Genomic DNA, 14604 nt, shown 5'->3' with positions numbered 1-14604 from the left:
CGGCCCCGGTCTGCACCGGGCCACAGGGTGGAACCGCTAGGCTAGGAACAGCAGTGAGCCATCAGCAGATTTTCCGAAGGTAGGTCCAGTGTCCGAGAACTCTGCTCGCAACCAGCAGCCGGAACGCAAGTCCGCTCCGCGCCCGCAGTACCAGAGCGCGTCGGCTTCCGCCTTGCCGCTGACCCCTTCCGAGGACCGGCAGTGGGCAACCTTGGCGCACTTCGGCGGGATCCTGGGCTGCTTCCCGTCGCTGGTGATCTACCTGATTTTCAAGGACCGGGGACCGTTTACCGCCCAGGAGTCCAAAGAGGCGCTGAACTTCACCGTCCCGCCCACCGTGGTAGCCATTGTGGCCAACCTGCTGATCGTCATTCCGGCCGTCAGCGGCATCTTTGCCGTCGTCGCCGCCGCAATCTGGGTCTTTCTCACGGTCTATTCCGTGATCGCCGGCATCAAATGCAACCGCGGTGTTCCGTACCGCTACGCCTACAACCTGCGCTTGTTCCGCTAAGCCCGCGGCCGCCCGGGCTGCCGCTGCGGCGGCAGAGTCCCGGTCATCCCGCCCTCAATCATCCTTCGCCACGGCAGACATGCCAGGCGTTGGGGCGGCCCTGCCCTGCCATGGCCATTTGCCGGTGATTTCCAACTCCAGCGACCAACTGAGGAACGTTCGAATCAGCACGATCGCGGCCAGCACCGCGACGCTTTCCAGCGTCGGACTGATGGCGACGGTACGGATGATGTCAGCGGCTACCAACAGTTCCAAACCGAGCAGGATCGACCGCCCCAGAAACCGACGGAATTGCTCATAGACTCCGGCCTGTCTCCGCACCAGCCGCGGGACGGCAAGCAGCGCAGCCAAGATGGCACCGGTCACAATGGCCGCAACCCCCGCTGCGTCCATGAGGCGGCCGACTGCCTCTATTACTTCCCCGAACTCCATGGCACCCCCTGACCTTCACGGTCCGTCACGGCACCGGCCCTCCTGCAGCGGCAGTTCGGCGGAATCCCTGCGGAAGGACCCGCGGACTACGAGTGGATCCTTACGTACCTCACCGCCTCGGCGGCATTGCTTCACCGCTGGGCCTCATTGTCCGCCCGGCGGAGGAATCGGCGCAATGGACCAAGGCCAGGCTGCCCGGGCGAGCATGTACCGCTAGCTGCGCCGCCGGCTGACCGCGTCTGCCTCCAACCGCTGGCGGGCGGTGTTCAGTCCGGCCCCCACCGGTACGTGGCCGGTGGCCGCAGCCAGCCCAAAGACCGGCATGTCGCTATACACGCTCTCCCTGCCGCCCGGCATCGTTTGGTAGGTCTCGTGCCACACCCCGACGTCGCCGGTGCCTGCGGATTCGCGCATAAACCGGCGCCAGGGCTCAAGGTGCGGTGCCGACCGGTCGGCCGCGAACCGCTGCAGATGCTCCGGACTCTTCCAGTAGCTGACCATGATGGTGGTGCGACCGAACCATTGCTGGTACCCCAGCAACCCGGCCTCCGGTGTCTTGGCCAGATGAGCCAGCATCCTGGGCATGGCCGCCCCCACCCGTGCCACCGTCCCGAACTTCCACCATCGATTGGCGCGCATCCCGATCAGGAAGACCGTCACCGGCCCACCGTCGGGATCGGCAGTGAATCGTCCCGTGTGCACTTGTTCCGACATGAGCTTCTCCATTCATAACTGTGTTATAAAACGACGTTACGTAACAGTGTTATGCAATACTGGTGCCATGGCAAGACCCTTACTCCATGATGAGACCCTGCGCCGCCGGCTGCTCGACACCGCAGCCTCCCGGATCGCCCACGACGGCGCCGCCTCCGTATCGCTGCGCAGCATCGCCGCTGCGGCAGGGACGTCGACAACGGCAGTGTATTCGCTCTTCGGGGGCAAGGCAGAGCTGTTGACCGCCGTGCTCGACGACGGCTTCGCCTCCTTTGCTGCCTCCCAGCAACAGGCCGCCGCTGGCGGCCTCGAAGCGCTGGGCCGGGCCTACCGAAGGTGGGCGTTGGACCATCCGGCCCTCTACGGCCTCATGTTCGGCGGGTCGCTGGCCGGCCAGGTGCCGTGCCAGCCGACGCCGGGAGCGGCCGAGCCATCGATCGCTCCACTGTTTGCCGCAGTCGCCGCCGCGCTGCCCGGGGCATCGGATGACGAGATCGCCTCGATGGTCGGCGTCGTCTGGGGACAAGTCCACGGGCTGGTGTCACTGGAGCTGACCGGCGCACCGGCGGCAGGCTGGAGCTGGGATGCGGCCTACGATGCGGCCCTCGGCCAGATCGGCCGCTCGCTGGGACGCTAGGGAAGTTCAGTCCTCGAGCAGCCGTCGGACCACGGCATCGGCCAGTAGCCGTCCCTTGAGCGTGAGCCGAATGGTCCCGGCGAAGGCCGCGGCCGGGTCGACGAGGGCATCGGCGATCAGTCCCGCCACGGCCTTCCTGCCGTTCGGCCCCAGATCCTGGGTACGCAGCCCGTCGATAATGCGGGTCTGCAGCATGACATGCTCCAACTGACGGGTACCCGCGTCGAGCGTTTCACGCCCGGCCGCCGGCGAGACTCCGGTGGCCAGGCGCTGCGCATAGGCCGCCGGATGCTTCACGTTCCACCAGCGCACACCGCCCAGATGCGAGTGGGCGCCGGGGCCGGCACCCCACCAGTCATCGCCGCGCCAGTAGGCCAGGTTGTGCCGGCAGCGGTCGTCCGGCGTGCGGGCCCAATTGCTGACCTCGTACCAGCCGAACCCGGCTGCCGCCAACCGCGCGTCGGCGATCTCATACTTGGCGGCGTGGTCGTCGTCGTCGATGCCGGGCACCTCGCCGCGGCGGATCTGCGCCGCGAGTTTGGTGCCGTCCTCCACGATCAGGGCGTAGGCGGAAATGTGGTCCGGCGCGCAGGCGATCGCCGAGTCCAGGCTGGCCTCCCAGTCCGCAATGGACTCCCCCGGTGTGCCGTAGATCAGGTCCAGGCTGACCTTGAGCCCGGCGTCGCGCGCCCACTGCACGGCCTGCGGCACCCGTTCCGGATCATGTGTGCGGTCCAGCACCTTCAGCACGTGCGGCACGGCCGACTGCATGCCGAAGGATACCCGGGTGAAACCTGCGTCGGCCAGGATCTCCAGCGATTCCGGCGTGACGGAGTCCGGATTGGCTTCCGTGGTGACCTCGGCGCCCGGCTCCAGCCCCCACAAGCTTTCGGCCTGGGTCAGCATGGCGGCCAGGTCCGTTGCCGGCAGCAGAGTTGGCGTGCCGCCGCCGAAGAAGACCGTGGCCAGCGGCCGGTCGGGCAGGTTGGAATCGCGCAGCACGCGAGCCGCCAGATCCAGTTCGGTGTTCAGGGTGCCCGAGTATTCATCCTGCGACGCCCCGGAACCTAGCTCCTTGGCCGTGTAGGTGTTGAAATCGCAGTAGCCGCAGCGCACCCGGCAGAACGGAATGTGCACATACAGGCAGAAGGCCCGGCGCGCCGCCCCGTCCGCTGCCTGAGCGGGCAGCAGACCGTCGGCCGGAGCCGGGTCGCCTAATGGCAGGACGCTAGGCACTGAGGCGAGCCTCCGCCGTCGTTGTTTTCAGCACTGCAGAACTACTTCTTTGCCTTGTCCTTGGAATCATCCGACGACAGCGCAGCGATGAAGGCCTCCTGCGGGACCTCCACGCGGCCGACCATCTTCATCCGCTTCTTGCCTTCCTTCTGCTTCTCCAGCAGCTTCCGCTTACGGGAGATGTCGCCGCCGTAGCACTTGGCGAGCACGTCCTTGCGGATCGCGCGGATGTTTTCGCGGGCGATGATCCTGGAGCCGATGGCGGCCTGGATGGGCACCTCAAACTGTTGCCGCGGGATCAGTTCGCGCAGCTTGGAGGTCATCATCACGCCGTAGCTGTAGGCCTTGTCCCGGTGCGTGATGGCGCTGAACGCGTCCACCTGTTCACCCTGCAGCAGGATGTCCACCTTGACCAGGTCGGCGACCTGGTCGCCGTCGGCTTTCCAGTCCAGCGAGGCATAGCCGCGGGTGCGCGACTTCAGATTGTCGAAGAAGTCAAAGACAATCTCGGCCAGCGGCAGCCGGTAGCGCAGCTCCACGCGGTCCTCGGAGAGGTAGTCCATGCCCTTCATGTCCCCGCGGCGGGACTGGCAAAGCTCCATGATGGTGCCGACGAACTCGTTGGGCGCAAGGATGGTGGCGGAAACCATCGGCTCGCGGACCTCGGAAACCTTCCCGTCCGGATATTCGCTCGGGTTGGTGACCGTCAGGACCTTCTTGTCCTCCAGCGTGACCTCGTAGACCACGTTGGGGGCGGTGGAGATCAGGTCAAGGTTGAACTCGGCTTCGAGCCGCTCCCGGGTGATTTCCAGATGCAGCAGGCCCAGGAAGCCGACCCGGAATCCGAATCCGAGGGCCGCGGAGGTCTCCGGTTCGTAGACCAGGGCCGCGTCGTTGAGCTTGAGCTTGTCCAGTGCGTCGCGCAGTACCGGATAGTCCGTGCCGTCAATCGGGTAGAGCCCGGAGAAGACCATGGGCTTAGGGTCGGCGTAGCCGCCGAGGGATTCCGCCGCCGGCTTGAGCAGGTTGGTGACCGTGTCACCCACCTTGGACTGTCGGACGTCTTTCACGCCGGTGATCAGGTAGCCGACCTCTCCGACGCCCAGACCGTTGGACGGCGTCGGCTCGGGCGAGCTGACGCCGATTTCGAGCAGTTCGTGGCTGGCCCTGGTCGACATCATCTGGATGCGTTCACGCGGCGAGAGCTTGCCATCGACCACGCGGACGTAGGTGACCACGCCGCGGTAGGTGTCGTACACCGAGTCGAAGATCATGGCGCGGGCCGGCGCTTCGGGGTCGCCGACCGGCGCGGGCAGGTCGCGCACGATCTTGTCCAGCAGCGCTTCGACGCCGACGCCGGTTTTGCCCGAGACCTTGAGCACGTCCTCGGGATCGCCACCGATCAGGTTGGCCAACTCGGCCGCATACTTCTCCGGCTGTGCTGCCGGCAGGTCGATCTTGTTCAGCACCGGGATGATGGTCAGGTCGTTTTCCATCGCCAGGTAGAGGTTCGCCAACGTCTGGGCCTCGATACCCTGCGCGGCATCCACCAGCAGGACCGCACCTTCACAGGCGGCCAGCGATCGAGACACTTCATAGGTGAAGTCAACGTGGCCCGGGGTGTCAATCATGTTGAGGGCGTAGCTGGCGCCATCCAGCTCCCACGGCATGCGCACGGCCTGGGACTTGATGGTGATGCCGCGTTCGCGTTCGATGTCCATCCGGTCCAGGTACTGGGCCTTCATGTCGCGCGGCTGGACTACGCCGGTGAGCTGGAGCATCCGGTCGGCGAGAGTGGATTTACCGTGGTCGATGTGGGCGATGATGCAGAAGTTCCTGATGATCGCCGGATCGGTGGCGGCGGGCACCGGTGCGGTGCGGGCCATCGGTGACACAGATGGTTCCTTACTCTCGGACAAGCGGACGGGCAATGCGGCCGGTACCACCAGCACGCAGATTTTGCTCAACTATAAGTGTCCCACGCCCGTCAGGTATCCGCGCACCTTGACAGCAGTGATGGCAGTCAGTGATGTGCGGAACCTCGCTTCAGTAGCCTAGAGTCATGGCATTTTCTCCACAGGGTCTCAACCGGCTCCTTAACAACGCTGTCCGGGCCTTCCGGGCCTTGTCCGGTTCCGCCGGCTCGGCTCGGCCGCGCGGCACAGCGGCTGGCAATCGGCCGCAGCCCCGCGGAGCCGACTTCAGCGGCGGCGCCGCGGGCTCCGGCACGGGCTCGCGGTATGCCGGCGACTATCTAGGCGCAGGGACCATCAGCTACTCCCCCGAAGCCGACGGTTCCCCCGATCCGGGTGAAATCGTCTGGACGTGGGTGCCGTACCAGGAAGACTATTCGCAGGGAAAGGACCGCCCGGTCCTGGTGATCGGCAACCACCGCGGCCGCCTGCTGGCACTCATGATGACCTCCCGGGACCGGAACAACACCCGCAGCCGTGACGAGGACTACGTGGACATCGGCTCCGGCCCCTGGGATGTCCGGGGCCGTCCGAGCGAGATCAAACTGGACCGTGTTCTCCAACTTGATCCTGATGCAGTGCGGCGGGAAGGGGCAGTGCTCCCGCGGGCGACCTTCGAGAAGGTCGCCCAGAGCATGCGCCGCCGCGGCTGGAAGTGACGGCTGCCTGACGGCGGCCGGCGTGTCGCCGAAGCGCCGATCGCCCGTCCGGAGTGCTGATCTGCTAACATTTATAGCTGTGTGTCCGCGCAGGTCGACGGGCACCTCGGGCCGGTTGCCATTACGGTGCCCCACGCCGCTCAGTCATGACCGGACCGAATGCCCTCAAAGACCAAAGTTCCTCAACAACAGAGAGTTATTTCGTGGCCAATATCAAGTCCCAGAAGAAGCGCATTCTCACCAACGAGAAGGCACGCCAGCGCAACAACTCGGTCAAGTCCGAGCTCAAGACCGCCATCCGCGCCGTGACCGGTGCCGTCCAGTCCGCCGATCAGGATGCCGCCAACACCGCTCTGGTGACCGCGAGCCGCAAGCTGGACAAGGCCGTCAGCAAGGGTGTGCTGCACAAGAACAACGCCGCCAACCACAAGTCGGCACTGGCCAAGCAGGTCAACGCGCTCTAAGCGCATCCGGCCGACAGGCCGAACCAAACCAAGGCCGGAGGCCGTCACCCGCTCAGGGTGGCGGCCTCCGGCCTTTCCTGTTCTTCATCCCGATCGGGTGATTTTTCCCCAGCTGGCCGCCGCTATTCTGGCCACATGAAACGGGCCGCAACCGTCACCGCCTTGGCAACAGGCGCCCTGCTGCTGGCAGGCTGCTCAGGTCCGTCGGGAGGCGGAAGCACTGCAACCCCGACGGCGTCTGAAACTCCGGCGACTGCCTCCCCGACGGCGACGACGCCCAGCGCGCTGAGCGGGTTCCTGTGTTCTCCGGACGAGAACGGGGTCTGGCGGGGAAAGGCCCGCCTGACGAACGTCGGTACCGCCACCAACACCTACACAGTCCGCTTCTCTGTGATCCGAACCGGGAGTCAAGACGTGCTCGGCATGAAGGAGGAATCCTTCACCGTCGGGCCAGGCGATTCCACGGACGTAGCATTCGCCAGTATCCACACGAGCAATTCCGAGGGTCTCGAATGCGTTGCGCGGGTCACGGCGGAGCCAGTGGCCCCAGGGTCCCCGGAAGTGTCGCCAGAGGCGTCCCCGGAAGGCAGCTGACCCCGCAGCCGCCCGGCAGGTTGGACCGAACGTGACCCATTGCGGGTGATGCCGGCGAAGCGTGGCGGTCTCGATGCGGGCAGCGTGAGGATGTCATGCCGTCCGGGACCTGACGTGGGCCGCCGGCAGCCCTTTTTAGCGCCGGGCGCTGGTGGCGATCATCGTGACGGCACGCTCCACCGCGTATTCCGGATCGCGGCCTTCGCCCTTGACCTGCGCGTCGGTCTCGGCCAGCACCTGGATGCAGCGGGCCAGCGCCTCCGATTCCCACAGCCGCGCGTCCCTGCGGGCCTGGTCGAACTGCCAGGGGGCCATGCCCAGATCCCGCGCGTTGGCCGCGGCACTTTTGACCTTGGCAATCTGGCGCAGCTTCATGGCCAGTACGGCAACGATCGGCACCGGGTCCACCCCGGTGGCCAGCGCATGCCGTAGGGACGCCAGCGCGGCGGCACCGCGGCCGGAAATGGCCGCGTCAGCGACCTTGAAACCGGTTGCCTCCACCCGGCCGCCGTAATACTTTTCCACAGTCTCTTCGGTGACGGCGCTCTCGGCGTCGGAAATCAATTGGGAGCAGGCGGCGGCCAGATCGGGCAGCGACGAGCCGACCGCGGACACCAGTGCCTGGGCCGCGGCAGGTTCGATGGCCCGGCGCGCGGTCTTGAACTCCTGCCTGACGAAGTCCAGCTTGTCTGCGTCCTTTTTCATCGGCTGGCAGTCAACCACCGGGGCCCCCGAGGCCTTGACGGCATCCAGCAGTTTCTTGCCCCGGGTTCCGCCGCCATGGTGCAGGACCAGCCAGACCTCGTCGGCCGGTGACGCCAGATAGGCCAGCGTGTCCGCGAGGAACTCGTCGTTCATTTGGGCCAGCGACGAGGCTTCAATAAGTTTCGCCTCGCCGAAAAGGCTGGGGCTGGCCAGCATGGTGAGCCCCCCGGTGGTGTAGGAGGAGGCATCCAGCTGGGTCACCTCGAGGTCCGGCTGCTTGCCGCGCAGCAGGTTCCGGACACGTTCCTTGGCCCGGTGGGCCAGATACTCTTCCGGACCGCTGACAAGCACGACGGGGGCCGGCTCGACGTCGCGCCAAGAGACGGTCGCGGCGCTTTTCTTGGCGGCCGAAGCGCGGGATCCGGGGGGCGGGTTCACGTCAGGTTCCTCCTTGTTCAGGTCAAGAGTTTCACGATCCGGGGCTTTTACCCAAAGCCGTCCGCAGCCTACCGGCCGGTGAGCACGGAGAGCCTGCCATGGTCGGCATCCAGCAGGACCGTCCCGAGCTGGTCGGTCCGCAACACCTGCACGCCGGCAGCCCGCAGCGCGGACAGGATTTCCGCCGCCGGATGGCCGTAGTCGTTCTCGGCGCCCACGGAAATTAGGGCAGCGGCAGGCTGCAGGTCGGTAATGAGGGCGGTCCCGCCATTGCGGGCACCGTGATGGCTGATTTTCAGGACGTCCACGGTGAACTCCGGGCCCAGGTACCGCGTCAGCCTGGGCAGCTGCTCCTGCTCAAGATCGCCGGTCAGGAGCATCCTCACCTCTCCCCCGGTGTCCACCCGCAACTTGATTTCGACGACGAGGCTGGAATCGTTCTCGGAGAGGCCGGCGCTGTCTTCCGCGGGCCAGTGCACGGTCCAGTCGGCCGCTCCAGACGAACCGGTCAGACCGGCAGAGGCGCGTTCGGCGGCTAACCCGTGGGCTTGGAGCGAGGCGTGCACCGCCTCCGGCAGTGCCTCCTTCGCACTCGAATACAGCACTCGTTCCGTCTGGCGTCCGGCCAATACGCCGTCGATCCCGCCGTAGTGGTCCAGATGCATGTGTGTGAGTACCAGAACGTCGATCCGCTCCACCCCCAGGCCGTCCAGGCACCGCCCCATCATGTCCGTTTCCGGACCGGCGTCCACCACGATGGCGCTTCGCTCGCCGGTCCGGACCGCCACGCCATCGCCCTGCCCCACGTCGCAGGCGGCAACGTCCCACGACTGCCGGGGGCTGCCCGGGACCAGAAGGCTGGCCACCAGGCCGGCCACCGCACCGAGCAGCAGCGCCGGTACCGCTGTCCCGCAGGCCAACCGGAGAATCGGCCCGCGTGCTCCGGACCCGCTGTGTCCGCGGCCCGTCCCGGTCTCGGGCGGCCCAGCCTCTGTGCCCCGATCCGTTCCGGACCTGCTGTCGGCGGCCATCCGGCGGATACCCCAGAGGAGCGCCAGACCGCCAGCAGCCGCTCCGGCAGCGCCGACCGGTCCGCCCGCCCACGGCACGGCCGCCAGCGGCAGCTCCGAAAACCACCGTGCCACGGCGGCAACCCACAGCGTCATCCAACCCGCCGCGTGCAGCACCACCGTGCCCGGGCCCGGGAGCAGCGGCAGCAGGGCGGTGCCAACCATTCCGGTGATGGTGATGAACGGAACCACCGGGCCTGCCGCCACATTCGCCGGTATCGAGTACAGGGCCAGTTCCGGCTGCAACTGGACGATCACCGGAGCACAAAACACCTGCGCCGCCGTCGGCATCGCCACCGCGTGGGCCAGCGGCACGGGCAGGAACCGCTGCAGCCAGCGCGAGCAGGCAGGGCCCAGCAGCACCAGCGACAACGTTGCCAGCACCGAGAGGATGAAGCTGTAGTTGGCGGCCAGCCAAGGATCCATCACCAGCAGCACCAGCACGGCCAAGGCCAGGAAGGACAGTGATGCCCTCCGCCGCCCGCTCAGCACGGCGGCAACCCCGATGGAGCCCATTACCGCCGCACGCAGGACGCTGGGCTCGGGCCGGACGAGCAGCACGAATCCGGCGAGGCTCGCCACCCCGGCAGCAGCCTTGAGCCAACGGGGAAGCCGCACGGCCGAACCGAGCAGGTATACGAACCCCAACACGTAGGACACGTTCGCGCCGCTCACGGTCAACTAATGCGTCAGCCCAGTGCGCCGCATGGCGTCTTCCAAGCCGCTGCCCCGGTGTTCCTTGTCGCCCAGCACCATGCCGGGCAGGAGCCCGCGGGCGTCCGGCGGCAGCGGCGCCAGTGACTGAACGAAGTGCGCGCGGAGACCGGAGACCCACGCATCCAGCGGCGGAGCCGTGCGGTCCGCCGGCTCCGTCGACGCGATCAACAGCGCCTCCACCGCCTGACCGCGGTCGGCTCTGACCAGTTTTCCGGACGCCCGGAGCCGTTCTCCGTAGCGGACGCCGGACCAGTCCGGGCCGCCCAGCACCAGTACGGGAGTATCCGCCTCGAAGCGCATGCCCGCGGAAGTTGCTTCGACGATGGTGGCCGTCAGATGGAAGCGCGGTCCGCTGCCGAATTGCCCCGGTGCCTGCATCTGGGACGCGTCCCCGGTGGCAACCAGGCGGGCGGTGATGGTCTCCTCGGCGGTGATGGCCCCTTCGATCGGTCCGGCCAGCCGCTGCGACAGTTGCACGCCCACCATCAGCGCCAGCAGGCCAGTGCAGCTGCACAGCACCAGCACGACGGCGGTGGCTCCCGTCCCGCCGCTGCCTCGCCTACGCGCCGGGCTTCGTCCTCGTTCGGGTCGATAAGGGAGAGCACGAGCATGCGGGCGCCCTGAAACGGGGTTATGTGCAGGCGACGGCCGGATCTTCGGCAGCAGAGACCGCAGGAGTCTGGTCCGGAGCAGCCTGTTCCGCAGGAGCCGCGGCGGAAGCAGCAGTCGGGCCGAGGCGCCGCAGACTCCACCCAAAAGCAGGGCCGCAGTCGTCAAGGCCACACCGCTGGGGGCGTGTGGCAACACCAGCGCCGCTGCCCAGCAGGCCACCGCGGCGAGTCCGAGGCGAAGGTCTAATCGCCGCGTCTCTCCCTGCGAACCCGCGGTCGGATCCGGCTTGAGGTGCTTCAGCAGCAGCTGCTGCAATTTCCTGAGGCGTCTTCCTGCCGGCTGACTGGCCCGTCCGCCGGTCGCCGCGCCGTGCTCCCGGCCGCCAGGGACACCGCCGTCCTCGTGCCCTGCGGTGACAGGCCGACGGGCCGCATCCGCGTACCGCTGCCATCGCGCGCCGCTCACACCGCCACCAGCTCTACCAGCGCCTCAAGCATGACCGGCCCGATGCCCGGCACCGCGTCCAAGTCAGACGGTTGCCCGAAGGGACCATGCTGCTCGCGGAACTCGACGATCCGGCCGGCCAGCACCGGCCCCACGCGCGGCAACTCCGCCAGTTCCTCGGCAGTGGCCGTGTTGATGTTGATCTTGCCAGCGGCTCCGTCTGCGGCGCCGCCGCCCGTTCGGGGTCCACCGGCACCCCCGCCGGAGCCTTCGGTGCCCGGCACCGGCGGCGGCGCGGCGTCATCCGGTGTGGGCACAAAAACCTGCTGCCCGTCGGTCAAAGGCGCGGCAAGGTTCAGCGCCTCGAGCTGTGCCTCCTTCGTGGCGCCGCCGGCTGCTTCGATCGCCTCGAACACCCGTGCGCCCTCAACCAGCCGGACGATTCCCGGCGAGTTGACGGCTCCCGCGACGTGGACGATGATGCGTGCCCCGGCGTCGTCACCGCCGTCCGCACCTGCACCTGCGCCGTCGCCACCGTCTGTCCCGCCATCACCTTTGCCACTACGAGCGCCGCCCACGGACTTTCCTGGTTCTTCACCGTCGGTACCGCCGGGCTCATCACCGCCGCCTTCACCGGTTGTTGGCCCCGAAGAAGGGCCCGACCGCAAAGGGATGCCTTCCACCACCGGAGAGGCCGAACGGTTCAGGTCTGCGGTCGCCACCGAGACAATCCCGTAGCCCAGGCACAACCCGGCCACCACGAAGGCAGCCCCGAGGGCAATTCGGAAGCGCGGTGATCGCCTCAGCCGCGATGCAGTGCCGTCGCGGGCAGCTGCGGGAAGCCAGCGGTGTCGGCCCATGCGGAAACACTAGGTCCGCGGCGCGGGCACCCCATCCGTTCGTCACGCCTTAGTGGACGGACCATCCGGTGGCGCGGGCTGTGGAGGAAAAGAACGTCCAGCCCACGTGCGGCGTTGGCGGCCCAAAGAGCAGCTGGCGCAACCACCAGGTGCTCAGTGGTATGGCCGAGTTCCCGACCGAGTTCCTGGTACGCGGCGCTCACACGGTTTCAGCGGAGAAAGGGCAAGACCTGGAACGTGACGAAGTTGGTCACTAGGACTCCGAGCGCGCCCGTGGCGCCGATACCGATCGCGACACCCGAGAGCACCTTCCCCGTAGGCTGTCGCGCGCCTCTGGCGCCAAGAACCAGGGCAACGAGATCGAGGACGAGCACGATGCCCCAGGCGATGGTCCAGAACGTGAAAATGTTGTCGTAGTCCAGCCGGGCCGCCGCCCGCTGCGCGGCCAAGGGTGCGACAAATGAGGTGAGCCAGGTGAACACTACGGCGACCAAGGCGATCACGAACGCTACCCGCGCCGATAAGCCGGCGCGCGGCCGGGTCGAAACCGCTTGCCCGAGTGACTCTGATGAGGCGTCAGGGAAGGTCTTCGGAGCGTTCATGCTCCAGAGTCTAACGCCGGCTTAGCGTCCAGCCCGGGAGCCAAGTGATCCGGTCGATTCTGCTTCAAACCCGAAACCTTGAACCGATGCCTGAATGGGTCGCGCTGGAGCTCAAGTATCGACTCGGCGGACAGACTCCAGTGCCGACCTGAGGCGGGGGGCGCGTGGGTGGAAATCGCCCGCGCGTGTCGCGCGCCGCCGCCGTCGTCCTCCGCGCCGAGCCTACCGCAGCCGCCGGTCCTCGGGATGCTGCAGTCGCAGCCACTTGTAGCCGAACCCCTCGAGGGGCAGGGTGCACGTGCCGTCCTCGGCGATTTTCACGTCCGCGTCGCCCAGCAGGTCCAGCAGCAGCACGGCCTGGAGCATTTCCGCGGGCCGGTCAGCCGTGGCCAGATCCAGCTCGACGGTGACTGGATCGGACGAGAGGTTGTGCAGCAGGACCATGCTGGACTCCTCCCAGGTGCAGCGGTGGGCCAGCACGGACTTCTCCGGCTGCTTGAGGATTTCGAAGTGCCCCCAGCCCAGCTCCGGGCACTCGCGGTAACGCTTGATCAGCGTGGCCATGAAGTTCCACAGCGAATCCGAATCCCGCTTGGCCTGGGCGGCGTTGACGAACTGCGGGCCGAAGCCCCCGTCCACTATCGGCGAGATCAGCTGTTCGGACTCCGCGGTGGAGAAGCCCGCGTTCGGACCGTCCGTCCACTGCATGGGAGTGCGCACGGCCAGGCGGCCTTCCGCGTCCAGGTTCTCCCCCATCCCGATCTCCTCGCCGTAGTAAAGCACCGGGGTGCCGGGCAGGGAGAACAGGAGCGAGTACACCATCCTGATCTGGCGTGGATCCCCGCCCAGCATCGGGGGCAACCGGCGCTTGAGGCCGCGGCCGTACAGCTGCATCTGTTGCTCGGGCCCGAAGGCCGCGAAAACCTCTTGCCGCTCCTCGTCCGCGAGTTTGTCCAGCGTCAGCTCGTCGTGGTTGCGCACGAAGGTAGCCCACTGGTTGTCCGGATTGATCGCGGGCCTGCCCTTGAGGGCCTTCGCCAGCGGGCCCGCGTCCTGCCGTGCGAGCGAAAGGTACATGTTCTGCATGGCGATGAAGTCGAACATGACGTTCAGTTCGTCGCCATCGCTGCCGCCGAAGAAGGTCAACTGGTCCTTGTACGGCAGGTTGACCTCGCCCAGCAGGATTCCGCCGCCGCGGCGGCGGCTCAGGTAGCGGCGCAGGTCCCGCAGGAACTCGTGCGGATCCGGCAGTCCGGACGCGTCCTGCCCCATGGTTTCCAGGAAGAACGGCACCGCGTCCACGCGGAAACCGTCAAGCCCCAGCTCCAGCCAGAAGCCCATGGCCTTGGCGATATGGTTCCTGACCTCGGGGTTGGTCACGTTCAGGTCCGGCTGATGCTTGTAGAAGCGGTGCAGATACCACTCCCCCGTCGGCTTGTCCTTGGTCCAGATGGACTGCTCCTGGTCCGGGAAAACAACCTCCTTGGAGGTTTCCGGCGGCGGATCGGACCGCCACACGTAGTAGTCCCGGTAGGGGCTGTCTTTGGACTGGCGCGCCGACTGGAACCATGGATGCTGGTCCGAGGTGTGGTTGACCACCAGGTCCGCGATGACCCGCATGCCGCGGTCCCGGGCCGTGCGGAGGAACTCCACCAGGTCCCCGTGGTCCCCCAGCCGCCGGTCCACGCCGTAGAAGTCCGTGACGTCGTAGCCGTCGTCACGCTCCGGCGTGGGGTAGAAGGGCATCAGCCAGATGCAGGTGACACCCAGTTCGGCAAGATAGTCCACGCGCTGGGCCAGGCCGGCGAAGTCTCCCACGCCGTCGCCGTCGGAATCGAAGTATGTCTCCACGTCCAGGCAGTAGACAACGGCTGTTTTCCACCACAGGTCGGAAGTGTCGGTAATCCTCATAGACTTCTCCTCGCTTGCCGTCCGG

The 14604-nt window shown here is 67.0% G+C and carries 14 protein-coding genes; 4 read left to right on the top strand and 10 right to left on the bottom strand.

Features of this window, described 5'->3' with window-relative positions; translation table 11 throughout:
- Positions 1–88 precede the first annotated feature (88 nt).
- Entirely contained in the window at positions 89–511 is a 423-nt protein-coding gene (locus tag MNQ99_RS10170) for a DUF4870 domain-containing protein (RefSeq protein WP_241912878.1), read from the top strand.
- Positions 512–565: 54 nt separating this feature from the next.
- Here the strand turns inward: MNQ99_RS10170 and MNQ99_RS10165 are convergent, their stop codons facing one another.
- A complete protein-coding gene (locus tag MNQ99_RS10165) occupies positions 566–943 on the bottom strand; it encodes a DUF1622 domain-containing protein (protein ID WP_241912877.1) in 378 nt (125 codons plus the stop codon).
- A 213-nt stretch (positions 944–1156) separates the two neighbouring features.
- Positions 1157–1657, bottom strand: a complete 501-nt coding sequence (locus tag MNQ99_RS10160; protein ID WP_241912876.1) for a DUF4188 domain-containing protein — start codon at positions 1655–1657, stop codon at positions 1157–1159.
- A gap of 67 nt (positions 1658–1724) precedes the next feature.
- On the opposite strand from MNQ99_RS10160, the gene MNQ99_RS10155 reads away from it, so the two are divergent.
- Entirely contained in the window at positions 1725–2294 is a 570-nt protein-coding gene (locus tag MNQ99_RS10155; RefSeq protein WP_127512634.1) for a TetR/AcrR family transcriptional regulator, read from the top strand.
- Between the two features lie 6 nt (positions 2295–2300).
- Here MNQ99_RS10155 and hemW read toward each other — a convergent pair whose 3' ends face one another.
- Both hemW and lepA read right to left on the bottom strand, forming a co-directional pair.
- Entirely contained in the window at positions 2301–3530 is a 1230-nt protein-coding gene (gene hemW, locus MNQ99_RS10150) for a radical SAM family heme chaperone HemW (protein WP_127512635.1), read from the bottom strand.
- Positions 3531–3571: 41 nt separating this feature from the next.
- A complete protein-coding gene (gene lepA, locus MNQ99_RS10145; protein WP_241912875.1) occupies positions 3572–5425 on the bottom strand; it encodes a translation elongation factor 4 in 1854 nt (617 codons plus the stop codon).
- A 167-nt stretch (positions 5426–5592) separates the two neighbouring features.
- Here lepA and MNQ99_RS10140 point away from each other — a divergent pair, with 167 nt between their 5' ends.
- Both MNQ99_RS10140 and rpsT read left to right on the top strand, forming a co-directional pair.
- Complete coding sequence (locus tag MNQ99_RS10140) at positions 5593–6162, top strand: type II toxin-antitoxin system PemK/MazF family toxin (protein WP_241912874.1); 570 nt, start codon at positions 5593–5595, stop codon at positions 6160–6162.
- 203 nt (positions 6163–6365) lie between these two features.
- Positions 6366–6626 (top strand): 30S ribosomal protein S20, encoded by a 261-nt coding sequence (gene rpsT / locus MNQ99_RS10135; RefSeq protein ID WP_127512637.1) that lies wholly within the window; start codon positions 6366–6368, stop codon positions 6624–6626.
- Positions 6627–7355: 729 nt separating this feature from the next.
- On the opposite strand, the gene holA is transcribed toward rpsT, so the two are convergent.
- The 6 genes from holA to MNQ99_RS10105 form a co-directional block, all read right to left on the bottom strand.
- Positions 7356–8363 (bottom strand): DNA polymerase III subunit delta, encoded by a 1008-nt coding sequence (gene holA, locus MNQ99_RS10130; protein WP_127512638.1) that lies wholly within the window; start codon positions 8361–8363, stop codon positions 7356–7358.
- 68 nt (positions 8364–8431) lie between these two features.
- Positions 8432–10108 carry a ComEC/Rec2 family competence protein gene (locus MNQ99_RS10125; protein WP_277883536.1) on the bottom strand — a complete coding sequence of 559 codons (1677 nt, stop codon included), beginning with the start codon at positions 10106–10108 and terminating at the stop codon, positions 8432–8434.
- A 6-nt stretch (positions 10109–10114) separates the two neighbouring features.
- Complete coding sequence (locus tag MNQ99_RS10120; protein ID WP_241912872.1) at positions 10115–10675, bottom strand: hypothetical protein; 561 nt, start codon at positions 10673–10675, stop codon at positions 10115–10117.
- 548 nt (positions 10676–11223) lie between these two features.
- A complete protein-coding gene (locus tag MNQ99_RS10115; protein WP_241912871.1) occupies positions 11224–12066 on the bottom strand; it encodes a ComEA family DNA-binding protein in 843 nt (280 codons plus the stop codon).
- Positions 12067–12275: 209 nt separating this feature from the next.
- Complete coding sequence (locus MNQ99_RS10110) at positions 12276–12668, bottom strand: hypothetical protein (protein ID WP_241912870.1); 393 nt, start codon at positions 12666–12668, stop codon at positions 12276–12278.
- Between the two features lie 222 nt (positions 12669–12890).
- The gene (locus MNQ99_RS10105) at positions 12891–14579 is read right to left on the bottom strand and encodes an alpha-amylase family protein (RefSeq protein WP_241912869.1); all 1689 of its coding nucleotides are present in this window, start codon (positions 14577–14579) and stop codon (positions 12891–12893) included.
- Positions 14580–14604: the final 25 nt, after the last annotated feature.

This window comes from Arthrobacter sulfonylureivorans (genome assembly GCF_022637435.1).
Lineage (GTDB): Bacteria > Actinomycetota > Actinomycetes > Actinomycetales > Micrococcaceae > Crystallibacter > Crystallibacter sulfonylureivorans.
This window is presented reverse-complemented; position numbering and strand designations above follow the sequence as displayed.

What these genes read in the sequence shown, in the direction of transcription:
- MNQ99_RS10110 (WP_241912870.1), bottom strand. Translation starts at nt 12,668, where the DNA reads ATGAACGCTCCGAAGACCTTCCCTGACGCCTCATCAGAGTCACTCGGG.
- MNQ99_RS10140 (WP_241912874.1), top strand. Translation starts at nt 5,593, where the DNA reads ATGGCATTTTCTCCACAGGGTCTCAACCGGCTCCTTAACAACGCTGTC.
- MNQ99_RS10165 (WP_241912877.1), bottom strand. Translation starts at nt 943, where the DNA reads ATGGAGTTCGGGGAAGTAATAGAGGCAGTCGGCCGCCTCATGGACGCA.
- MNQ99_RS10155 (WP_127512634.1), top strand. Translation starts at nt 1,725, where the DNA reads ATGGCAAGACCCTTACTCCATGATGAGACCCTGCGCCGCCGGCTGCTC.
- MNQ99_RS10105 (WP_241912869.1), bottom strand. Translation starts at nt 14,579, where the DNA reads ATGAGGATTACCGACACTTCCGACCTGTGGTGGAAAACAGCCGTTGTC.
- MNQ99_RS10160 (WP_241912876.1), bottom strand. Translation starts at nt 1,657, where the DNA reads ATGTCGGAACAAGTGCACACGGGACGATTCACTGCCGATCCCGACGGT.
- MNQ99_RS10115 (WP_241912871.1), bottom strand. Translation starts at nt 12,066, where the DNA reads ATGGGCCGACACCGCTGGCTTCCCGCAGCTGCCCGCGACGGCACTGCA.